The organism is Duganella sacchari, from assembly GCF_900143065.1.
In the GTDB taxonomy this organism is placed as follows: Bacteria; Pseudomonadota; Gammaproteobacteria; order Burkholderiales; family Burkholderiaceae_D; genus Rugamonas; species Rugamonas sacchari.
On sequence record NZ_FRCX01000014.1, the window covers coordinates 20,503 to 42,106 of the forward strand.

Annotated in this window: 23 protein-coding genes and 1 tRNA gene; 12 read left to right on the forward strand and 12 right to left on the reverse strand. The window is 62.3% G+C overall.

Annotated elements, in window-relative coordinates:
• Window positions 1–50 precede the first annotated feature (50 nt).
• Both BUA36_RS24945 and BUA36_RS24950 read right to left on the reverse strand, forming a co-directional pair.
• On the reverse strand, window positions 51–896 hold the full coding sequence (locus BUA36_RS24945) for an HDOD domain-containing protein (RefSeq protein ID WP_072788603.1): 846 nt from the start codon (window positions 894–896) through the stop codon (window positions 51–53).
• Window positions 889–1,236 carry a hypothetical protein gene (locus BUA36_RS24950; protein ID WP_072788605.1) on the reverse strand — a complete coding sequence of 116 codons (348 nt, stop codon included), beginning with the start codon at window positions 1,234–1,236 and terminating at the stop codon, window positions 889–891. Before BUA36_RS24950 ends, BUA36_RS24945 begins: the two co-directional genes overlap by 8 nt.
• 120 nt (window positions 1,237–1,356) lie before the next feature.
• Between BUA36_RS24950 and BUA36_RS24955 the strand changes: the two genes are divergently transcribed.
• Window positions 1,357–2,937 carry a sensor histidine kinase gene (locus BUA36_RS24955; protein WP_072788606.1) on the forward strand — a complete coding sequence of 527 codons (1,581 nt, stop codon included), beginning with the start codon at window positions 1,357–1,359 and terminating at the stop codon, window positions 2,935–2,937.
• A gap of 14 nt (window positions 2,938–2,951) precedes the next feature.
• On the forward strand, window positions 2,952–3,341 hold the full coding sequence (locus BUA36_RS24960; protein ID WP_072788607.1) for a DUF3224 domain-containing protein: 390 nt from the start codon (window positions 2,952–2,954) through the stop codon (window positions 3,339–3,341).
• A 79-nt stretch (window positions 3,342–3,420) separates the two neighbouring features.
• Here BUA36_RS24960 and BUA36_RS24965 read toward each other — a convergent pair whose 3' ends face one another.
• Window positions 3,421–3,774, reverse strand: coding sequence for a PEP-CTERM sorting domain-containing protein (locus BUA36_RS24965; protein WP_072788608.1), 354 nt, complete (start codon window positions 3,772–3,774; stop codon window positions 3,421–3,423).
• 255 nt (window positions 3,775–4,029) lie between these two features.
• On the opposite strand from BUA36_RS24965, the gene BUA36_RS24970 reads away from it, so the two are divergent.
• The 6 genes from BUA36_RS24970 (at window position 4,030) to BUA36_RS24995 (ending at window position 10,230) form a co-directional block, all read left to right on the forward strand.
• Window positions 4,030–4,878: a ChaN family lipoprotein gene (locus tag BUA36_RS24970; RefSeq protein WP_072788610.1), complete on the forward strand. Its 849-nt coding sequence runs from the start codon at window positions 4,030–4,032 to the stop codon at window positions 4,876–4,878.
• Window positions 4,875–5,195 carry a thioredoxin family protein gene (locus BUA36_RS24975; protein WP_072788612.1) on the forward strand — a complete coding sequence of 107 codons (321 nt, stop codon included), beginning with the start codon at window positions 4,875–4,877 and terminating at the stop codon, window positions 5,193–5,195. Before BUA36_RS24970 ends, BUA36_RS24975 begins: the two co-directional genes overlap by 4 nt.
• Window positions 5,196–5,263: 68 nt before the next feature.
• Window positions 5,264–6,538, forward strand: a complete 1,275-nt coding sequence (locus BUA36_RS24980) for an MFS transporter (RefSeq protein ID WP_072788614.1) — start codon at window positions 5,264–5,266, stop codon at window positions 6,536–6,538.
• A 135-nt stretch (window positions 6,539–6,673) separates the two neighbouring features.
• Window positions 6,674–8,077, forward strand: coding sequence for an MFS transporter (locus BUA36_RS24985; protein ID WP_072788616.1), 1,404 nt, complete (start codon window positions 6,674–6,676; stop codon window positions 8,075–8,077).
• Entirely contained in the window at window positions 8,077–9,168 is a 1,092-nt protein-coding gene (locus tag BUA36_RS24990) for an aldose epimerase family protein (RefSeq protein WP_072788618.1), read from the forward strand. The genes BUA36_RS24985 and BUA36_RS24990 overlap by 1 nt, the downstream gene beginning before the upstream one ends.
• A gap of 69 nt (window positions 9,169–9,237) precedes the next feature.
• Window positions 9,238–10,230: a LacI family DNA-binding transcriptional regulator gene (locus tag BUA36_RS24995; protein ID WP_072788620.1), complete on the forward strand. Its 993-nt coding sequence runs from the start codon at window positions 9,238–9,240 to the stop codon at window positions 10,228–10,230.
• Here BUA36_RS24995 and BUA36_RS25000 read toward each other — a convergent pair.
• Genes BUA36_RS25000 through BUA36_RS25020 form a run of 5 tightly spaced genes read right to left on the reverse strand, consistent with a single transcriptional unit; the run spans window position 10,227 to window position 14,712 of the window.
• The gene (locus BUA36_RS25000; protein ID WP_072788623.1) at window positions 10,227–11,138 is read right to left on the reverse strand and encodes a dihydrodipicolinate synthase family protein; all 912 of its coding nucleotides are present in this window, start codon (window positions 11,136–11,138) and stop codon (window positions 10,227–10,229) included. The two genes, BUA36_RS24995 and BUA36_RS25000, sit on opposite strands and share 4 nt — an antisense overlap.
• Window positions 11,139–11,161: 23 nt before the next feature.
• A complete protein-coding gene (locus BUA36_RS25005) occupies window positions 11,162–12,424 on the reverse strand; it encodes an NAD(P)/FAD-dependent oxidoreductase (RefSeq protein ID WP_072788626.1) in 1,263 nt (420 codons plus the stop codon).
• Window positions 12,421–12,684 carry a (2Fe-2S)-binding protein gene (locus tag BUA36_RS25010; protein WP_072788628.1) on the reverse strand — a complete coding sequence of 88 codons (264 nt, stop codon included), beginning with the start codon at window positions 12,682–12,684 and terminating at the stop codon, window positions 12,421–12,423. The genes BUA36_RS25005 and BUA36_RS25010 overlap by 4 nt, the downstream gene beginning before the upstream one ends.
• Window positions 12,677–13,783 carry an NAD(P)/FAD-dependent oxidoreductase gene (locus BUA36_RS25015; RefSeq protein ID WP_084560329.1) on the reverse strand — a complete coding sequence of 369 codons (1,107 nt, stop codon included), beginning with the start codon at window positions 13,781–13,783 and terminating at the stop codon, window positions 12,677–12,679. Before BUA36_RS25015 ends, BUA36_RS25010 begins: the two co-directional genes overlap by 8 nt.
• Window positions 13,780–14,712 carry a 4-hydroxyproline epimerase gene (locus BUA36_RS25020; protein WP_072788631.1) on the reverse strand — a complete coding sequence of 311 codons (933 nt, stop codon included), beginning with the start codon at window positions 14,710–14,712 and terminating at the stop codon, window positions 13,780–13,782. The genes BUA36_RS25015 and BUA36_RS25020 overlap by 4 nt, the downstream gene beginning before the upstream one ends.
• A gap of 124 nt (window positions 14,713–14,836) precedes the next feature.
• Between BUA36_RS25020 and BUA36_RS25025 the strand changes: the two genes are divergently transcribed.
• Complete coding sequence (locus BUA36_RS25025) at window positions 14,837–15,589, forward strand: AraC family transcriptional regulator (RefSeq protein ID WP_072788880.1); 753 nt, start codon at window positions 14,837–14,839, stop codon at window positions 15,587–15,589.
• A 71-nt stretch (window positions 15,590–15,660) separates the two neighbouring features.
• Here BUA36_RS25025 and BUA36_RS25030 read toward each other — a convergent pair.
• Window positions 15,661–15,737 (reverse strand) — tRNA-Met (locus tag BUA36_RS25030).
• Between the two features lie 153 nt (window positions 15,738–15,890).
• On the opposite strand from BUA36_RS25030, the gene BUA36_RS25035 reads away from it, so the two are divergent.
• Together BUA36_RS25035 and BUA36_RS25040 are read left to right on the forward strand one after the other, a co-directional pair.
• Window positions 15,891–16,295, forward strand: coding sequence for a VOC family protein (locus tag BUA36_RS25035; RefSeq protein ID WP_072788633.1), 405 nt, complete (start codon window positions 15,891–15,893; stop codon window positions 16,293–16,295).
• A 15-nt stretch (window positions 16,296–16,310) separates the two neighbouring features.
• Window positions 16,311–16,793, forward strand: a complete 483-nt coding sequence (locus BUA36_RS25040) for a hypothetical protein (protein WP_229255803.1) — start codon at window positions 16,311–16,313, stop codon at window positions 16,791–16,793.
• A 4-nt stretch (window positions 16,794–16,797) separates the two neighbouring features.
• Here the strand turns inward: BUA36_RS25040 and miaA are convergent, their stop codons facing one another.
• From miaA to BUA36_RS25055, 3 genes are all read right to left on the reverse strand, one after another.
• Window positions 16,798–17,745: a tRNA (adenosine(37)-N6)-dimethylallyltransferase MiaA gene (miaA, locus tag BUA36_RS25045; protein ID WP_072788635.1), complete on the reverse strand. Its 948-nt coding sequence runs from the start codon at window positions 17,743–17,745 to the stop codon at window positions 16,798–16,800.
• Window position 17,746: 1 nt separating this feature from the next.
• Window positions 17,747–19,708: a DNA mismatch repair endonuclease MutL gene (mutL, locus tag BUA36_RS25050; protein WP_072788637.1), complete on the reverse strand. Its 1,962-nt coding sequence runs from the start codon at window positions 19,706–19,708 to the stop codon at window positions 17,747–17,749.
• A 92-nt stretch (window positions 19,709–19,800) separates the two neighbouring features.
• A complete protein-coding gene (locus tag BUA36_RS25055) occupies window positions 19,801–20,712 on the reverse strand; it encodes a peptidylprolyl isomerase (protein ID WP_072788639.1) in 912 nt (303 codons plus the stop codon).
• Between the two features lie 135 nt (window positions 20,713–20,847).
• On the opposite strand from BUA36_RS25055, the gene BUA36_RS25060 reads away from it, so the two are divergent.
• Complete coding sequence (locus tag BUA36_RS25060) at window positions 20,848–21,492, forward strand: VTT domain-containing protein (protein ID WP_072788641.1); 645 nt, start codon at window positions 20,848–20,850, stop codon at window positions 21,490–21,492.
• Window positions 21,493–21,604 lie beyond the last annotated feature (112 nt).

Genomic DNA, 21,604 nt, shown 5'->3' on the forward strand with positions numbered 1-21,604 from the left:
CGCAAGCACCTGCCGCATCGGGCATGACACCCGGTCCGGCAGGCAGCCACTCAGGTTAGCAGCACCATAGAAATTTCTTCATACTGCAACTCCGTTTCGCGGAACAATTGCAGATACACCTCTTCATCGAGGCCCAGTGCAGTCCACGCCACGGTGGACACCGGCGGCACCAGATCGTCCTGCACTTGCGCCAGATCGAGCGCGTGCACGATGGCATCGGCCACGTGAATAATCGCTGCCAGGAAACCAGCGCCCGGCGCTTCCGGGTCGTGATGGCCGCCGATGGCCAGCCGCATCGTATCGGAAAAATTCCAGTGCTCCGCTAACGCCAGGCCGGCGTCGACGTGATCGACGCCCAGCACGGTGCGCTCCGCTTCCAGCAGATAACAGTCATGCTGCTCGCGGTAGGCGATGGTTTCCGAATACTGGTTCGGGAAGCAGGACACCAGCACCAGGCGGCCGATGTCATGCAGCAGCCCGGCGGTAAAAGCGTAGTCCTGGTTGAAGCGCAACTGCCGCGCCAGCACCTTGGCGCAGGCGGCTGTGGCGATCGAGTGGCGCCAGAACGCCTTGTGGTCGAAACCGGGGCAATGGCCTTCGGCAAAGCAGCCGGTAATGGCCGCCGCGGTAATCAGGTTGCGCGTGGTCTGGAAACCCAGGAAGGTAATCGCCTGCTGGATGGTGGTCACCTTGACCTGCAAACCATACAGCGAGGAATTGGCCAGGCGCAGCGTCTTGGCCGTCAGCGCCTGGTCGTGCGAGACTTTTTTGGCCAGCACGGAGATATCCACATCATCCTGGTCGATGCTGTTGAGCAGTTCCATCACCACGACCGGCAACGAAGGCAGGTCGTCCAGCGTGCGGACCACGTCGTCGTAGCTCAGCGTATTACTCATGTTCCGGCGTCTCCTCTACACCCAGGCGATAGTCGGTGATAAAGCGGCGCAAGGTGGCGGTCGCCCAGTCGCTGCCGCTGTCGGCATCGTTCTTGCGGAACAGCTGGGCGATGCGCGCCTCGTGATGCTGCAGCGTCGCGGCGACAATTTCCGGCGTCACTTCGTCCTTGAGGATGGGCAGCACGGCGATGCCATGGCGCGGCATCAGCGCCAGCATGGCTTCGGTCAGCGCCGTGCCTTGCGGCAGCAGCACATTGCCCTGCACATCAAGCAGCACATCGGAAAGGACCATCCCCGGCCGCACCTCCGCCAGCGTGAGTTGATGATAATTGCCTGCCATGCTGCCTCCTGATTGTTTCTTGAACCATATTTCCTGATATTACCATTGTCTTGCCAAGACGCAGCCCATACCGTACATTGGGACGTTGCCGTCAAATCCATGTCGTCGGGAGATTGCTAGATGTTTGGTATTCAAGGCCGCTTGACGCTGCTTTTTGTGGTCATCGTTACGCTGGTGCTGGGGATCTCGGGTACCTACGCCCAATACAGCCTCGGCCATGAACTGGAGGTCAGCAGCCAGCGTTTGCGCCAGGGCGTGCTGACGCGTCTGCAAACCAGCCTGCCGTCCGCGCTGTGGGATCTGGATAAAGCCAAGGTGGATAACATTGTGGCGGCCGAAATGATGCCGCCGGAGCTGGTCTCGATTCGCGTCTACGATACCTCGGTCGGCCTGTTTTCCGGCAAGCTGCGCAATGAGAACGGCACCATTACCTCGATTGAAAACGATGCGGCCGTGGGCGGTTCGCCGGTGGTGGCTGACCTGGCGTATCGCGATTCCGGCGCGGCCGGCGCTGCGCTCAAGCCGGTGATCGTGGGCCGTGTGGTGGTCAATTTCAGCCGCGCCCAGATCGACGCCACCTTGGCGGCCGAGGTGCGCCGCAAGGTCACCGAGGTGCTGCTGCTGGACCTGATCCTGGTGGCGGCGCTGGCGCTGTCGCTGCGCATTGTGTTCGATCCGCTCAAGCGCCTGCGCGACGGTCTGTTCGACCTGGCCACGCGCGGCAGCGATGAAGTGGAAGAGCTGCCGGACAGCCGCCACGATGAGCTGGGCGAAGTGATCCGCGGCTTCAACGCCATCCAGCGCAAGGTGAAATCGAATATCCAGCGCATCCGTGAGGCCGAGGACGAGGCGCGCAAATCGGCGCAAGCCACGGCCAAGGCCATGGACGATCTGCGCCGCACGCAGGAATCGCTGTTGCAGGCCGAGCGCCTGGCGTCACTGGGCGGCCTGGTGGCCGGCGTGGCGCACGAGATCAACACGCCGGTCGGCATCGCGCTGACCAGCGCCTCGGTGCTGATGGAAGCCACCGAGAAGGTGCAGGCCTCGGTCCAGGATGGCAATATCAAAAAATCCGACATCACGCGCTACCTGGAGACGGCATCCGAAAGCACGCGCCTCATCATGAACAACGCCTACCGCGCGGCGCACCTGATCCACAGCTTCAAGCAGATCGCGGTGGACCAGGTCAGCGAGGCGCGCCGCCGCTTTGAGCTGCGCGACTATATCAATGAGGTGGTGTCCAGCCTGCAGCCCAAGCTCAAGAAGACGCGCATCACCGTCAGCATTGCCTGCCCGCCGGACATCATGCTGGACAGCTATCCGGGCGCGCTGGCCCAGGTCATCACCAACCTGACGCTGAACTGCGTCGAGCATGCGTTTGAGGTGGACGATGAGGGCCGCATCATGATTGGCGTCGCGCAGCAGGGCGACTGGATTGAAATGCAGGTGACCGACAACGGCAAGGGCATCCCGCCCGACATGCTGGACAAGGTATTCGATCCGTTTGTCACCACCCGGCGCGGACAGGGCGGTACCGGTCTGGGTCTGAACATCGTCTTCAACCTGATCGCCAAGCAGTTTGGCGGCAGCATCTCGGTGTCCAGCGTGCTGGGGCAGGGCGCCAGTTTCGTGCTGCGCATGCCATGCGTGACGCCGGTCGATGACACCGCGCTGCATGCCGACAGCCGCCTGCACGTTTAATCACAGGAGATCGTATGCCCTTTGTCACGGGAGAATTTGAGGTTGCCATGAAACCGGAATCGATGTCGGATGTGGCGGCGGCGAGCGGCATCGGCCGCATGTCGCTGGACAAGCATTACCGCGGCCCCTTGCAAGCCGAAGGCAAGGGCGAAATGCTGGCGTATATGGACCGTGCGCTGGGCTCCGGCGTGTATGTGGCGATCGAGCGGGTGACGGGGGCGCTGGATGGCCGCAGCGGCAGTTTTTTGCTGCACCACACGGGCGTCATGACGCGCGGCTCGCCGGGCCTGACGGTCGCGGTGGCGCCCGATTCCGGCAGCGAGCAGCTGGCAGGCCTGAGCGGCTCGCTGCACATCCGCATTGAAGGCGGCAAGCACTATTACGACTTCGAGTACGCGCTCTAGTCCATGGCGTGACATGCGGCCTGCCTGCAAATAAAAAATCCCGCAACCAGGCGGGATTTTTGATGCAGTCGAACCAAGCTTATTCGTCAGAGAACTTTTCGGAAGACTGATGGCGGCGCGATGCAAAGCCCAGTACAACCAGGCCCAGCATCAACATGATAAAGGTTTGTGGTTCCGGCACCGGCGTGGCGGGATCGTTTTGAGGTTGTTGTTTCGGGTCGGCCGGCGGTAAGGCATTTTGATCAGCCTCATTGGTCTTGGCGACAGGAGCGCTGATATCGCATGGCGCAGTGTCGTTGGCTTCGCAATGTGCGAGTACAATTGTTGCAGGTGCAACATTGTGATTAATGGCCGGTGCGGCAGGACTCGCCTGTACGGCGCCGGCAAGGCTTAAAGCAATTAAAGCTGTCGAGATCAAGGACAAAACTTTCACGATTTACACTCCTGGCGTTGTTTTGAACAGGATGTTAAGGTCAATCTAATACATAAACGATAAATTCGCGGCGCGGTGCTGACGCACTTGCTACCGTTCTGATATTAAATCACAGTTCATAACATATTGCCATCTGTTTTTCTTTTGTGATAACGTAATTTTGCGTCGCAACAACACCCGCCGGCAGCTTGCCAGTGGCGCAGAAAATTTATACCTCTTCAACCATTAAATTCTATGCACACTCGCGCGTTTCAGATGTTTTTCACATATACAGCACAAATTCGGTTGACTTCGGGCCTGCTGGCCGCCGTTCTGGCCACCGGCTGCGCCATTGGCAGCAAGACAGCAGCAACTTCTGCACCACTATTGCCAAATAGTAACACTTATCAGGTTTTACTGCTGGGAGAAGTACATGACAATGCCCAAGGCCATAAGCTCCGGTATGACCTGTTACGCAAGCGCGTGGAAGCGGGCTGGCAGCCGGCCATCGTCATGGAGCAGTTCGACCGTGAAAACCAGGACCTCCTGGACAAGGCACAAAAGAAATGCCTGGATGCACAGTGCGTAATCCAGGTGGCTGGCGGTGCGCGCTGGGATTGGCAATTGTATTATCCTGTGATTCAGCTGGCGCTGACGCACAATTTACCGTTGATCGCCGGCAACCTCTCGCGTGCCGATGCGTCGCGCGTGGTGCGTGATGGCGTGAAATCGAGCTTTGATGCGAAAAGCATCCAGGACTACAAGCTGGACCAGCCGCTGCCGGCGGCCATCCGCAGCGCCCAGCAGCAGGAGATCGTCACCGGCCACTGCAATATGCTGCCGGAGATGATGGTAGGCGGCATGGTCGACGCGCAGGTGGCGCGGGATATCTGGATGGCCAAACTCATCCGTGACCAGCGGCCGCGCGACGTCGTGCTCATCGCCGGCAATGGCCATGTGCGCAAGGATATCGGCGTCGGTTACTGGCTCAACCAGGTTGCGCCTGCGCTGACCGTGTACAGCGTCGGCTTTATCGAAGGCAGCGACAACGGTGGTCGCTACGACAGTATTCAGACACTGGCGGCGCAGCAGCGCGACGACCCGTGCAAACAGGTTAAAAAATGAAGACACGCTACCTCCCCGAGGCGCCGCAGCGCGCCGAGATCGACGCCATGCCGGGCGCGGTGATGCTGGAGTTCGGCGCCAACTGGTGCGGCCACTGCATGGCCGCGCAGGCGCCGCTGCAGCAGGCTTACGCCGGCCACGACAAGGTGAGCCACTACAAGGTCGAAGACGGTCCCGGCCGGCCGCTGGGACGCTCGTTCCGCGTCAAGCTGTGGCCGACCATGATCTTCCTGCGCGACGGCCAGGAAGTGGCGCGCCTGGTGCGGCCGTTGAACGCTGACGACATCTCTGCGGCATTTGCGCAAATAGACAGTTAGCCATACTTGGCAATCCTGCAAGGTGGTGTGTATGATGGCCCGCACACCAATAATCAGGAGCGCCAAGCATGAGCCAGCTTCATCCGGGATCGCCTAAAACCAATTCTGCGGCTACGGTGCTGTTTGCCAGCCTGATTGGCACCACGATTGAGTTCTTCGATTTCTACATCTACGCCACCGCTGCGGTGCTGGTGTTCCCCAAGCTGTTCTTTCCTGCCAGCGATCCCGCTGCGGCCACCCTGCAATCCCTCGCGACATTCGCCATTGCCTTCTTTGCCCGTCCGGTCGGTTCCGCCGTGTTCGGCCACTTCGGCGACCGCATCGGCCGCAAGGCGACGCTGGTGGCGGCGCTGCTGACCATGGGCATCTCGACCGTGGTGATCGGCATGCTGCCGACCTACGCCGCGATCGGCACGCTGGCGCCCGCGCTGCTGGCGCTGTGCCGCTTTGGCCAGGGTCTGGGCCTGGGCGGCGAGTGGGGCGGGGCCGTGCTGCTGGCCACCGAAAACGCGCCACCGGGCAAGCGCGCCTGGTACGGCATGTTCCCGCAGCTGGGCGCGCCGATTGGCTTCTTCCTGTCGGGCGGCATCTTCCTGCTGCTGAGCCAGACGCTCAGCGATAGCGAGTTCTTCAGCTACGGCTGGCGGATTCCCTTCCTGGCCAGCTCGCTGCTGGTGATCGTCGGCCTGTACATCCGTCTCAAAATTCACGAAACGCCAGACTTCCAGAAAGTGCTGGACAAGAACGAGCGCGTCAAAGTGCCGGTCCTCACGGTCTGGCACGACCATGGCCGCGCGCTGTTCCTCGGCACCCTGATTGCGCTGGCGACCTTTGTGCTGTTCTACCTGATGACCGTGTTTGCGCTGAGCTGGGGCACCAGCGCGCTGAAATTCTCGCGCAAGGATTTCCTGATCCTGCAGCTGTTTGCCGTGGTGTTCTTCGCGCTGACGATTCCGTTCTCGGCCATCTGGGCCGACCGCAAGGGCCGCCGCAGCACGCTGATCTGGGTATCGGCCGCAATTGCCGTGTTTGGCCTGGCCATGGCGCCCATGTTCGGTTCCGGCAATGTGGTACAGGTCACCATCTTCCTGTCGGTAGGCCTGGGCCTGATGGGGCTGACCTACGGCCCGCTGGGCACCATCCTGTCCGAACTGTTCCCGGCCGAGGTCCGCTACACGGGCGCGTCGCTGACCTTCAACCTGGCCGGCATCCTGGGCGCGTCGCTGGCGCCGTACGCGGCGACCTGGCTGGCGACCAACTATGGTTTGCAATACGTCGGCTACTATCTGTCCGGCGCCGCGCTGATTAGCCTGGCAGCATTGCTTTTAGTCAAAACCAAATAAGTCATCGTACAACTTAGGCCGCAAGCAGTGGATTCTGCTTGCTTCTGCCCATTTATGGTTGTACGATGACATACGACTAAGCATGATCTCGTGGAGACCGAGAGATCATCACATAAACAAAACATAAGTGATGCCATGAACCTGAGCGAGCCCGTCAATGCGCAAGCGGTGGCCCAGTCCGTCGGTAAATACCGCTGGACCATCTGTGCCCTGCTGTTTTTTGCTACCACCGTCAACTACCTGGACCGCCAGGTCCTGAGCCTGCTGGCGCCGGCCTTATCGGTCGAATTCGGCTGGAGTAACACCGACTACGCCAACATCGCTGCCGCCTTCCAGTTCGTCTACGCCATCTCGATGCTGTTTGCCGGCCGTGTGGTGGACAAGATCGGCACCAAGGCCGCCTACGTGGTGGCGATTACCATTTGGTCGCTGGGTGCGCTGATGCATGCGTTCTCGGTGCCGATGGGCCAGGCGGGCGTGGCGATCCTCGGCGTCTTTGGCGTCGCCGCCGTACCCTCCATCGTCGGCTTCATGATTTCGCGCGCAGTACTGGCGGTAGGCGAGGCCGGCAATTTCCCGGCCGCGATCAAGGCCACGGCCGAATACTTCCCGAAAAAAGAACGCTCCTTCGCCACCGGTATTTTCAACTCCGGCGCCAACGTGGGCGCCATCCTGGCGCCGATTGCGGTGCCGGTGCTGGCCGCCATCTGGGGCTGGCAAGCGGCGTTCATCATGATCGGCATGCTGGGCTTCATCTGGATGAGCGTGTGGCTGTGGCTGTACGACAAGCCGGAGCAGCAGAAGCGCCTGTCGTCCGCAGAGCTGGCCTATATCCGCAGCGACTCCATCGCACCGGCCGAGAGCAGCGAAGCCGCGTCGATTGCTGCCGCTAAGAAAGTCTCGTGGCTGCAGCTGCTGAAATACCGTCAGACCTGGGCCTTCGCGTTCGGCAAATTCATGACCGATGGCGTGTGGTGGTTCTTCCTGTTCTGGCTGCCGACCTATCTGGCCGCGCAGTACGGCATGAAAGGGGAGGCCATTGTGCTGCCACTGGCGGTGTTGTACAGCATGACCATGATCGGCTCGATTGGCGGCGGCTGGATGCCCAGCTACTTCATGTCGCGCGGCTATGCGCCCTATGATGGCCGCATGAAAGCCATGCTGGCGATTGCGTTCTTCCCGCTGGTGGTGCTGCTGGCGCAGCCACTGGGGGCGATCAGTTACTGGGTACCGGTGCTGCTGATCGGCGTCGGCGCCTCGGCGCACCAGGCCTGGTCGGCCAACATCTTCACTACCGTGTCCGACATGTTCCCGCAAAAATCGGTGGCGTCGGTGATCGGCATAGGTGGCATGGCGGGCGGCATCGGCGGCGTGCTGCTGACCAAGCTGGGTGGCTGGGTGTTCGACTACTACAAATCGGTCAACAACATCGGCACCGGCTACATGATCATGTTCACCATCTGCGCCCTGGCTTACCTGGCGGCCTGGCTGGTGATGAAGGCGCTGGTCCCGCGTCACAAGGAAATCACCGACCTGTGATGCGCTGCGTGCTCCTGACCGGGTTGCTGGCGGCATCCGCTGCCGCCACAGCCGGCATTCGCGTGGAAGCGTACGGTGTCACGGCGGCCGGCCAGCCGGTGGAAAAAGTCGTGCTTGAAAATGCGCGCGGCATGAAGCTGGCGTATATCGACTACGGCGCGACGCTGGTGCAGGCCGACGTCGCCGGCCGCAACGGCCAGCGCCGCAACATCATCCTCAGTCTGCCCGACCTTGCCGCGTTTGAGCGTACGCGTGGCCGCTATGGCGCCATCATCGGCCGCTACGCAGGGCGCATCGCCAACGGCCGTTACACGCTGGACGGCAAGACCGTACAGCTGCCGGTCAACAGCAAGGGCGTGGCAATTCACGGCGATCCTGCGCCGTGGGAAAAGCGCGTGTGGCAGCGCCAGGACTTTGCCGATAAAGACTCGCTAGGTTCGATCTACCGCCTGCACAGCGCAGACGGCGACCAGGGCTTCCCCGGCGCGATGGCGGTTAGCGTGACGTACCGGCTGCTGCGCAGGCGCGACGAGTTCCGCATCGAGTACCAGGCCACGACCAGTGCGCCGACGGTGCACAACTTCACCAATCACGTCTATTTCAACCTGGCCGGCGCCGCTGCCAATACGCTGGACAGCCACCGCTTCCAGATCGACGCCGACCGTTATCTGGAAACCGGCACGCTGCGCATTCCCACCGGCGCCATGCCGCAGGTGCAAGGAACGCCGTTTGATTTCCGCCGCGCGGCCGGCGTCAGCGAGCGGCTGGCGGCAGTGCAGGGCTACGACCATAGCCTGCTGTTCTCCAAGCCGGCGGGCGCCTATGCGCAGGTGGCGGTTATCCGCGACCGGGCCAGCGGCCGCCGCATGATCGTCAGCACCAGCGAACCCTCGGTGCAGTTTTATACTGTCAACGGCTTTGACGGCACGGAGGTGGGCAGCGAGGGCGTGGCTTATCAGCGCTATGGCGCCTTTGCGTTCGAAACCCAGCATTTGCCGGACAGCCCGAACCATGCCGTCTTCCCCAGTACAGCGTTGTATCCGGCGCAGGTATTCCGTTCCCGGACCAGTTTCAGCTTCGCCAGCGACTGACCGAACATGCCGTCATGATAAGATTGTCCCTTTGGCGCAGTAGCCCAAAGTATTACGACAGTCTGAAAAATGAAAAAAAACGTAGCAACCATCCGTGACGTGGCCGCCGCCGCCGGGGTATCGACTGCCACTGTCTCCAAGTTCGTCAACGGCGCGCAGCGCTTTTCGCCTGCGGTCGAAGCGACCATCACCGAAGTGATTGCAAGGCTGGGTTACCGTTCCAACCCGCTGGCCGCGTCCATGATTACCGGCCGCACCAAGAGCATCGGCCTGTCCGTGCTCGACGTCAGCAACCCCCATTTCACCAGCATCGTCAAGGGCGCCAACCGCGTGGCGCTGGCGCACGGCTATACGCTGCTGCTGGTCGATACGGAAGAAAATCCCGGCCGCGAGCGTCCATTGCTGGAAGCCCTGAGCCGCCGTGTGGACGGCATGATCGTGTTTTCGCGCATGCTGGAAACGGAAATGGACTGGATGACGGAGCTGGGCAAGCCGCTGGTGTTTTTCGGCCGCCTGAATCGCCTCGAAATCCCGTGGGTCATCAGTGACGACCACCGTGGCGCTTACATGCTCACGCGCCATCTGGTGTCGCTGGGCCACAAGCGCATCGCCTATCTGGGTTTTCCGCCGTCGCGCCGCGATGAGGAACGTCTGGGCGGCATCCGCGAATGCCTGGCCGCGCATGGGCTGGAACTGGAAAACCACCATGGCAGCGCGCCAACAGCGGCGGAAGGGGAGCGTATGTGCTCGTCCATCATGCTCGGCTCCCAGCATCCCGATGCGCTGATCTGCTACAACGACCTGATCGCGCTGGGCTTCATGAAAGCCGCGCAGTCGCTGGGCTTCAAGCTGCCGGAAGATATCTCGGTGGCCGGCTTCGATAATATTCAATACGGTTTATACACGTCGCCGGCACTGACCACGGTTGACCTGCAAAGTGAACGCATGGGCGCCGCAGCGATGGAAAAGCTGATTGCGACGATTGAAGGCAAGACACCGGCCACCACCACGGTGATCGAGCCGCAACTGATTTTGCGCGGCTCTACCATCAAGCGCAGTTAGAAGTACTGGTTGACGTCCGGACGCGTTGCCAATGCCTTCTCAACGATGGCGGTCACACGGGCACGGTCGGCGCCTTGCAGCGGCTGGCGTGGGCGGCGCACGTTTTCGTTGCCGACGCCGGCCAGCTGCTCGACCAGCTTCAGGTTCTGTACCAGCTTGGTCGACACGTCCAGGTGCATCAGCGGCATGAACCACTGGTACAGCTTGAGTGCTTCGTCCCAGCGTTTGGCTTTCATCAGTTTGTACAGGGCCACGGTCTCTTTCGGGAAGGCGACCACCAGGCCGGCCAGCAGGCCGTCCGCACCCACCGCCAGACCTTCGAACGACAGGTCATCCACGCCCATGAACAGCTGGTAGCGGTTGCCGACGGCGTTGCGCAGGTCGGTAATGCGGCGCACGTTGTCGGTCGATTCCTTGATGGCGACGATCCACTCGCAGTCGGCCAGTTCCTTGAAGTCTTCCGGCGTCAGGTCGACCTTGTACGACACAGGATTGTTGTAGACCATGATCGGCAGCTGCGCGGCCTTGGCGATCACGCGCAGATTGTCCATCGCTTCACGCGCATCGGCCGCGTACAGTACGGACGGCATCACCATCAGGCCTTGTACGCCCAGTTCGTGCGCTTTCTCGACGAAGCGGCAGGCGGTGGCGGTGCGGGTTTCGCTGACATTCACCAGCACCGGCACGCGGCCGTTGGCGACGTTCAGCGCGGTCTTGGTCACGTCCAGTTTCTCATCGAAGGACAGGGTGCTGGCTTCGCCCAGCGAGCCGCAGGTCAGCAGTGCGTGCACGCCGCTGTCGATCTGGAAGTTGAAGTGCTTCTCCATCGCGGCGTGGTCGAGATCCTCGTTCTCTTTGAATTTGGTGGTTACTGCGGGGAAGACGCCTTCCCATTTTGCTGCTGCCATGCTGTTCTCCTTTGTGTAAATAATTAGTCGATGATGCTGGAAATACGGGTGGGTGAAATCGGCATGCGTACCGCGTCCGGACGCCAGCCGTAAAGAATCTCTGTCGCGCCGCCGCAGATGCGGCCCTGGCATGGCCCCATGCCGCAGCGCGTTTGCAGCTTGGCGCTGCGCCAGTTGGTATGGGTGCGCAAGTCGCCATGGCAGACGTCTTCGCAGCGGCAGACGATGGTGTCGTCGCCGGCCAGCGTGCGCAGTTCGGGACGCAGCGCAAATGCACGCGCCAGGCGCGCGGCAAACTTCTGCCAGGAGGCGCGGCTGGCGAATGCTTCACTGGCCTGTTCCCGATGCCCGGCAGCCGCCAGGCCGGCAATGTGGCCTTCCGCCAGCGCCAGGTCGACACCGCCCACGCCCGTGCCTTCACCAGCGCAGTACACGTCCGCCAGCGTGGTGCGTTGCCATGCATCGACCTGCACCGCCATTTGACCGTGGTGCAGGGTGGTAGCGCAGCCTAGGGCCTGTGCCAGTTCCAGATTGGGCAGCAGGCCATAGCCGCAAGCCAGGTAATCGCATTGCAGGGTTTCCTGGTCGCGTTCCGTGCCGCGCTGGACCTGGATCGATTGCAGCGTGCCGTCGCCGTGCGCGGAATGCACATAGCTGTTGCGCAGATAGGGCACACCGCCCAGTTGCGTCATCAGTCGCAGCGCCTGCGCGATTTTCGATGGCGTGGCTATCAACCCGAGTGCGAACCGCGCCAGCGCCGGCGTGGCGGCCTGCTCGATGACGGCGACGACCTGCGCGCCCTTGTTTTGCAGTGTGGCCGCCGCCGCCAGCAGCAGCGGCCCGCTGCCCGCAACGACAACGCGTTTGCCTTCCAGCGGATAGCCGCCCTTGGACAAGGCTTGCAGGCCGCCTGCACCGGTGACGCCGGGCAGCGTCCAGCCAGGGAAGGGCAACAGGCGTTCGCGTGCGCCAATCGCCAGTATCAGTTTTTTGTAATGCAGCGTGATGGAAGCGTCAGGCGTTTGCAGCAGCAGGTGGCCGGGCAGCGGCGCATACATCACACGGGTCTGTGGCATGAATTCGACGTGCGCTGCGCTGCGCAGTGCTTGCCACAACTGCGGTGCGCGCTGGTCTGCCTGCAGATCGGGGCCGCCACGCCATATCTGGCCGCCAGCCAGCGGATTGTCGTCGATGATGGCCACGTGCGCGCCTTGCGCCGCCGCTGCATGGGCGGCAGCCAGGCCTGCCGGGCCAGCACCGACAACGACGATGTCGGCATACTTCATGGCTGCACCTCACCGGCAGTCACTACGTGCATGCCGTCGGCGCACAGCGTCTGGCACGACAGCTGATGCGGGCGGCCGTTGATCATCACGCGGCATTCCTGGCAGATGCCCATGCCGCACAAGGGCGCGCGCGTCGCACCGCTGACGGAGCGGCGGGTAACGCCGCTGCCTGCCATGGCGATCGCGGCGGCCACCGTGACGCCCGGTTCCACGCTGACGCTCTGTGCGTTGATGCACAGCGTGATCTTGCCGTCATCCATGGAAGCGTCCTGGCAAATAGGGCACATAGGGGATGCGGGTTTTTTCCTTCTGTATTTGTCCTGCCAGCAGCTGCGCCGTGGCCAGCGAGGTGGTGATGCCCAAGCCTTCGTGGCCGGTCGCCAGCCACAAACCGCGCCTTGCGCTGCTTGGTCCTATCAACGGCAAGCCGTCCGGCGTGGCAGCGCGGAAGCCGGTCCAGGTGCGAAGCACATTCAATTCCTTGAGCTGCGGCGTGAAGCTGGCAGCATGGCGCAGCATGCGTTGCAGCATGGCCGGCTCCACCGCCGGATCGATTGTGTCGAACTGACGGGAGGAGCCGATCAATATCTGTCCGGTAGGACGGGGCTGCAAATTGAAGGCCACCGAATCGCCGCTGGCGGCATGCGCGCTTTTGATGTAGCCCAGCTCCACCAGCTGATGCTTTACAAAACCGGGATAGCGGTCGGTGATGGCCAGGTGTCCTTTCTTGGCTTGTATCGGCAGCTCGGGCAGCAGCACACTGGAGCGCACGCCTGCCGCCAGCACGATGTGCTGCGCCTGATGGCGCGTGCCGTCGCCCAGTACCACGGCGTGGTCTTCAATCGCCGTGACCTGGGCGCGTTTGGTGATGGCGCCGCGCCGCATGGCACGGTCCAGCAGGATGCGCGTGGTCTTGGGCGGATAGACCAGACCGTCGCCGCGCACCAGCAGACCGCCGGCCAGGCCGGCACGTAGTTGCGGTTCGCGCGCATACAGCGCGGCGGGCGTCAGCACTTCGCACAGCAGGCCGTGGCCGCACAAGGTCTGCGCCTTGACCAGTGCCGCCTCCATTTCTTCTTCGTCGGCGGCGACCCAGATGGTGCCGCAGCCGCTGTACTCATGGCGTTGCGGACGGTCGCCTACCAGGTCCTTCCACAGCGACAGCGAGTAGGCCGACAGCGCCAGTTCTGCCGCATTGTCATCCATGACCACCAGGTGGCCCATGCCGGCGGCAGTCGCGCCACCGCCGGCAATGTCCTGCTCAATGACCGCCACGCGCAGCCCACGCTCACTGAGCGCGTCTGCACAGGCAGCACCGACGATGCCGGCGCCAATGACGATCACTTCGGCATTGTTCACCGTATGCCCCAGACGAATGGATCGCTCATGTCTAGGATCAGCTGCGCCTGCGCGTTGACCCACGCCTTGCCGCGGATGCTGGGCAGCAGCTGGCCGTCACGCACGCGGTACGACGCTTCAAACACGCTGCCGATCACACTCTCCTGTTTCCACAATGCGCCTTCGGCCAGCTTGCCATCCGCCGCCAGGCAGGCCAGCTTGGCGCTGGTGCCGGTGCCGCAAGGCGAGCGGTCATAGGCCTTGCCGGGACAGAGCACGAAGCTCTGGCTATCGGCGCCGGTGCGGGAATCGGCAAACAGTTCGATGTGGTCGATCACCGCGCCGTTGTCGCCGGTGATGCCCTGGTCTGCCAGTGCCTGCGCGACTGCCACGGTGTAATTGGTCAGCGCTTCCACATTGCGCACCTCCAGCGGCAAGCCATGGTCGGCAACCAGGAAGAACCAGTTGCCGCCGTAGGCGATGTCGCCGGTGACAGCGCCGATGCCTGGCACCTCGACCGTCACCGCAGCGCGGCTGCGGTAAGACGCCACATTGTCCACGGTGACGCTGCCGTCCGCATGCAGCTCGGCTTCCACCACGCCCACCGGCGTATCGATGCGGTGGCGTCCCGCTGCGATGCGGCCCATGAAGGCCAGCGATGCCACCAGGCCAATCGTGCCATGGCCGCACATGCCCAGATAGCCAACGTTGTTAAAGAAGATAACCCCGGCCGCGCAATCCGGCGCATGCGGTTCACACAGCAGGGCGCCGACCAGCACGTCCGAACCGCGCGGTTCGCACACCACCGCCGAGCGGAATTGATCGTGCGACTGGCGCAGCAGGGCCAAGCGTTCGCTGAGGCGACCGGCGCCCAGTTCCGGGCCGCCGTCGATGACCAGACGGGTAGGTTCACCGCCGGTGTGGGAGTCGATGATGGAGATGGTTTTCATGCCATAAATCTTAGGCTTCCCCGTGTGCGCTGTCTTGCACCGTCTGCGCACGTTGAATGACGAAATCTGCACAATCGTCAAAAAACAGCAGACGCCGGAAAAACCTGCTGGCACAATGTTTCACATGCATACACAACACCTCCATCATGACGACGCGCGCCGTGCAATGGCCGCAAACATCGCTAATGCCTTCTTTGCCGAGGGCTTGTTCGATGCGCTGCCGGACGTGGTCTTTTTCGTCAAGGATGTCGAGGGACGCTATGTCGTGGTCAATCAGACGCTGGTCCAGCGTTGCGGCCAGCGGCACAAGTCGGCGCTGATCGGCCGCACGCCGGCAGAGGTGTTCGCCCATCCGTTCGGCCAGACCTACCTGGCGCAGGACATGGCGGTGCTGGCCGGCGAGGCCGATATCGAAGACCAGCTGGAATTACACCTGTACCCGAACCGCGACCCCGGCTGGTGCCTGACGCGCAAATCGGCGCTGCGCGACGCGCATGGCCGCATCATTGGCCTGACCGGCATTTCGCGCGACCTGGCAATGGCGGATAAAAAGAACCCGGCCTACCGCAAGGTGGCGGCGGCGGTGCATGTGATCCATGAACAATACGGCCAGCCCTTGCAGCTGCCGGAACTGGCGCGCATTGCGAATATGTCGGTGGCGCAGATCGAGCGCTACTTCCTGCGTATCTTCCACCTGACGCCGCGCCAGATGATTATCCAGACCCGGGTCGATGCCGCCTCGCGCATGCTGAATGGCGACGCCAGCGTGGCCGAGATCGCGCAAGCCTGCGGCTATGGCGACCATTCCGCATTCACACGCCAGTTCAAGGCCACCACGGGTCTGACGCCCACGCAGTATCGCCAGCTGGCCAAATAATCGGCAGCAAACCGGCCTTGAAACGGAAAAAGCCGTAAATCATTTATCATGATTTACGGCTTCCAGAATCTTGGTGGTGATAGCTGGACTTGAACCAGCGACCCCAGCATTATGAATGCTGTGCTCTAACCAACTGAGCTATATCACCTGCAACGCCCAGCATTATGGGGGTTGAGGCCTTCAGTGTCAAGGAACGTTCCCCACTTTTTTAAAAAAGTGACCGCTATCGTGCCCTTGTCGTCAAAACGTTAGCATCTTGGTATTCTGTGGTGTAGATATTTTTTTAACGGGGGAGGGCGGTATGACGACCAACATCTTTATCAATCTGCCGGTGAAGGATCTGCAAAAATCCATCAAGTTCTTTGCGCATCTCGGCTATAGCTTCAACCAGCACTACACCGACGACAGCGCCACTTGCATGATCGTCAGTGAGAACATTTATGTGATGTTGCTGACCGAAGCCCGTTTCAAAGACTTTACGCCCAAGGCGATCAGCGACGCGCACCAGTCAACCGAGGTGCTGGTGTGCCTGCAGCTGGAGTCGCGCGAGGCGGTGAGCAAACTCGTCAGCAAGGCTATCGAGGCGGGCGGGCGCGCCTATAAAGATCCGCAGGACCACGGCTTCATGTATGGCCATGGCTTTGAAGACCCGGACGGCCATCTGTGGGAGCTGGTGCATATGAGCGGCGAGCCCCCTAAACATTAATCAGCGAGTGTGAAGATGAGATCCTTGTGCATGGCGGCGGTGCTGCTGGTGAGTCTGGCATCTGCCCACGCGGCAGAGCCAACCGCGTTGAAAGGCCTGGGCGATGCGGAACTACGCAACGTCAATGTGCCGGCCGCGCCTGTCGCGACAGCAGCGAGAACCCGTTACGTGCCGGCCAGGTTGCCATTCCTGCCGAACTGGCTGAGTGGCAGAGGTGCGGGCAGCGGGACGGTGGAAGATGGCCACAGTGTGCTGTTCCCATTGCTTGGCTTGATTACGGCCGATGTCTCGACCAAGGATGTCTACTTCGGCAGCAACCCGCAGTCGTTCAGCATGAATGCCGACGGCTCGATCTCCGTGCCGCTGCCGCAGACCGTGGGCGAACTGGATTTGCAAAATCTGCGTGTGAGTCCGGGCGACACGAATAACTTCGGCGGCGTGCAGATACGCGGCATTGATCTGAGCCGCACCGTCATCAACATCAGCCCGACGCGCTAGCGGCTTACCCCAGCTTGCTGGTGATCTGCGCCAGCATGGTGCCGGCAGGATCGGGCCCCAGGCAGTCGATGGCGACACGCTCCGGCATGGAGCGCAGCCAGGTAAGCTGGCGCTTGGCCAGCTGGCGCGTGGCGATGATGCCGGTTTCGCGCATGGCAGCGTAGTCGATGGTCCCGTCCAGATACTCCCAGGCCTGGCGGTAGCCCACGCAGCGTATCGACGGCAGGCCTAGATGCAGGTCGCCGCGCTTGCGCAGGGCTTCCACTTCCGTCATCAGATTGCCGTTCGGGCTATCGGCCAGCATGATGTCGAAGCGGCGTGCGATACGGTCGTGCAGCACGGCGCGGTCGGATGGTTCCAGCGCAAACGACAGCAGCTCAAATGGCAGCTCGGTTTTCTCGCGCAGTGCCAGCAGTTCGGACATTGGTTTGCCGCTCAGCGTGTAGATTTCCAGCGCGCGCTGGATGCGTTGCGAGTCGGCCGGCGCCAGGCGTGCGGCGGTTTCCGGATCGACGGCGGCCAGGCGCGCGTGCATGGCGGGCCAGCCCAGGCGTGCCGCTTCTTGATCGAGCGCGGCGCGTACTTCGGGATCGGCGCCGGGCAGGTCGTCGAGTCCATCCGCCAGACCTTTGAAATACAGCATGGTGCCGCCAACCAGCAGCGGCAGCTTGCCGCGTGCGCTGATCTCTTCCATCAGGCGCAACGTGTCCTTGCGAAACTGCGCGACCGAATAGGAGTCCAGCGGATCGATGATGTCGATGAGGTGATGCGGCACCGCGGCCAGTTCTTCGCGCGTCGGCTTGGCGGTGCCGATGTCCATGCCGCGATACACCAGTGCGGAATCGACCGAGATGATTTCGGACGGGATGCGTTCGGCGATCGCCAGTGCGGAAGCGGTCTTGCCCGATGCCGTCGGCCCCATGATGGCGACGGCCAGTGGTTTCGTGCTCATGTTATTGACCGCGCAGGAACAGCTTGTCGAGCGCGCCGATTTCCACTTGCACCCAGGTCGGACGGCCATGGTTGCACTGGTCGGCGCGTTCGGTGATTTCCATTTGGCGCAGCAGGGCATTCATCTCCTGCAGCGACAGGATGCGGTTGGCGCGCACCGCCGTATGGCAGGCGAGGGTGCCGAGCAGTTCGTTCTGACGCTCGATGAGCACCCGCGAGCCGCCGAATTCGCGTACGTCGCGCAGCACGTCGCGCGCCAGCGTTTGCGCATCGGCGTTCTTCAGCAGCACCGGCACGGAGCGGATCGCCAGCGTGGTGGGCGACAGGACGGCGATGTCGAAGCCCAGTGTCTGCAAGGTTTCCTTGTGTTCTTCGGCAGTACCCACTTCCACCGCATCGGCGTAGAAGGTGACGGGAATCAGCAGCGGCTGCACCTGCATTTCTTCGCCGGCCACGCGGCTGTCGAGTGCATTCTTGAGCTGTTCGTACAGGATGCGTTCGTGCGCCGCGTGCATATCCACCAGCACCAGGCCTTTGGCGTTTTGCGCCAGCACGTAAATGCCGTGCAGCTGCGCCAGCGCGAAGCCGAGCGGGAATTCTTCCTGCGCCATCGCGGCGCCGGAGATGGTGAAGGAGCTGGCCTGCGGCAGCGACATATCGGATTCGGCGCGTGCGGGAGCGGCAGGGCGGTCGCTGTCGCGGAACATGGCGCCGTAGTTTTCCAGGCTTTGCGCAACGCCGCCTTCGGCGGTGAAGCGCGGCGGCGTGTAGCTGCTGCTGGCGCTAAAGCCGCTGTCCGCGCTGCGCGAGCCGAATGGCGATGGCGAGAAGGTTGGTGCATAGTCCGGCGCCAGCAGCGGGCCAAACGAGGTCTGTTCGCCGCGCCATACCGGTGTAGTGGCCAGGCTGTCGGCCGCAGGCAGTGGCGACGGCACGCTGCCGTGTGCCGTGGCGGAGGTCTGCGCCAGCGCGCGCTGCACGGCGTGGAAGACGCACTGGTGCACGGCGCGGCCGTCGCGGAAGCGCACTTCAATTTTGGATGGGTGGACGTTGACGTCGACCAGCGCCGGGTCCATGTCCAGCGACAGCACGTATGACGGGAAACGGTCGCCGTGCAGCACGTCCTGGTAGGCCGCCTTGACGGCGTGGACCAGTACCTTATCGCGCACGAAGCGGCCGTTCACGTAGAAGAACTGGCCATCGGCGCGCGCCTTGGAGGCGGTCGGCAGGCCAACGAAGCCATGGATGCGCAGCGGGCCGACGGTTTCATCGACCGGCAGGCGCGCTTCGGCAAAGCCGTCGCCGAGGATCTGCGCGCTGCGGCGGGCGATTTCGCTGACGTTCCAGTGGTCGACGGTGCGGCCGTTGTGGCTCAGCGAGAACGACACATCCGGCCGCGCCAGCGCGATGCGGCGGACCACTTCGGCGCAGTGGCCAAATTCGGTTTGCTCGGACTTGAGGAATTTGCGGCGGGCCGGCGTGTTGTAGTAAAGGTCCTTGACGTCGATAGTGGTGCCCAAGGCGCCGGACGATGGCGTCGGCGTGGCGTTGTGCGAGCCTTCGATTTCCCAGGCGTGGGCGTCGTCGGCCGTGCGCGAGGTAATGGTGACCATGGCGACCGAGGCGATCGACGCCAGCGCCTCGCCACGGAAACCCAGCGTGCCGACGTTTTCCAGGTCGTGCAGCGACGAGATCTTGGACGTGGCGTGGCGGGCCAGGGCCAGCGGCATCTGCTCATGCGGGATGCCACGGCCGTTGTCGGTGATGCAGATGCGCTTGACGCCACCTTCCTCCAGCCGCACGTTGACCTGCGTACCGCCCGCGTCCAGTGCATTCTCCAGCAACTCCTTGACCACGGCCGACGGGCGTTCCACCACCTCGCCGGCGGCGATCTGGGAAATCAGCTGGTCAGGCAGGGCCTGGATGGGGCGTGGGGTGCGGGGAGAGGTATCTGGCGCGTTCATCACGAGATTATAACGTGTGCGGCACCACCGGACCCCGCAACCCGCAGGCAAGGGGTCTGACCCCGTACGGGTCAGACCCCAGCGGTTTTGGGTTACGGTTTTGGCTGCTCACGCACCGGGATGGTGGTGTTGCACAGTTCAACGTAGTTGGCCGCGTATTTATTCCACGGGCCGCCGCGGTTGCGCTGCGCTTCAATCACTTTCTGATAAATAGCCGCGTCGCTGCGCATCACTTCCAGATGGCTGCGTTCTGCTTCCGGCACGTCGGACGCCAGGCGCACCGAGATAATCGGCGCGCGCGTCTCTTTCGGGCCGTAGAAGCCCATGGTGTCGCCGCCGCGCGGCAGGGTCGCCAGCAGCGGCATGCCGGACACCACGCGGCCCACCACGGTGATGTTGCGGTCCAGGTGGCGCGGCGCATGGCCGTTCACGGCGTACAGCTCGGCGCCGCTGCCGCTGTCGGTTTCATTGTCGCGGCCGACGCCGACCATGCCGTAGCAGTGTGCCAGCCAGGTGGTCCTGGCTTTTGGGTCACGCCCCACCGGGAAGCCGTTGGAGTGGCCGATCTGCGGCGCGTAGCCGTCAAAGTCCTTCTGCAGCACGAAGTGCTTGTCGTTCGACATCGGCACGCTGAACTCGCCCGGCACCTTGGCCTTGGCCGAACCCAGCGATTTTGGATTGGTTTCACCATTCGGATCGCCCCACTGCGCCACATAGTTATCCTGCGAGCGGTTGACGGCCAGGCCGTCGTAGTAATGCTCTTTGGCCAGCGTCTTGATGTTGGCGACGGCTTGCGGCGCGAAGTCCGGCGCCAGCTCGATCACCACACGGCCGCCCGGCAGCTCCATGTACAGTGTGTTGTTCACATCCAGCGGACGCCAGTCCGACGGCTGGGACGTCTTGATGATCTCGCCGGCGCTGGGACGCACCGGCAAATCGGCTGCGGTGGCGGCACTGACGGCCAGGGCCAGGGATAAAACGGGGAACGTGCGGGATAAAGCCATCCAAAGTCTCCTAGGTAATCAAACCCGCTTGCTGCGGGCGCTGCGGGGATTGTAAACTGCTTATCAACGGCCGGAAACTGCCGCCGCCGGGTCGCAGGTAGTGTATGATTCCGGCGCACACTTTATGGGAAGAATATGGATTTTATGCAATTTTTTGACATGATCCTTCATGTCGATAGAACACTGGAAGTGCTGATCCAACAATACGGAACGCTGATTTACGTGGTGCTGTTTGCCATCATCTTCTGCGAAACCGGCCTGGTGGTCCTGTTTTTCTTCCCTGGCGACACCTTGCTGTTCATTGCCGGCGCCCTGTGCGCGGTGGGCGAAATGAATTTGCCGCTGCTGATGTTCCTGCTTAGTACGGCAGCGATTACCGGCAACACGGTCAACTACTGGATCGGCGAGAAGGTGGGGCAGAAAGTCTTCACGCATGATTACCGCTGGCTCAACAAGGAAGCGCTCAAGCGCACCCACGATTTCTTTGAAAAACACGGCGGCAAGACCATCGTGCTGGCGCGCTTCGTGCCGGTGGTGCGGACCTTCGCACCGTTCGTGGCCGGCGTGTCGGACATGACCCATGCCCGCTTCCAGCTGTATAACTTCACCGGCGCTATCCTGTGGGTGGTGCTGCTGACCACCGCTGGCTACTTCTTCGGCAACATCCCTATCGTGCGCGACCACCTGACCGAGATCGTGCTGGTCGGCGTTGGCGTGGCCGTGGTGCCGATGGCCCTGGGTGGTGTGTATAAACTGTCGCGCCGTCTGCAGCGCCGCTGAAACCCGCATGAATCCACGCTGCGCGGCCGCAGCAGCGTGTTTATTTTGAAATTTCTTGACCTCGCGCGGCCGTCTCCTCTCAAGTTTTTCCCAAAAGCATCCGTATACCAGA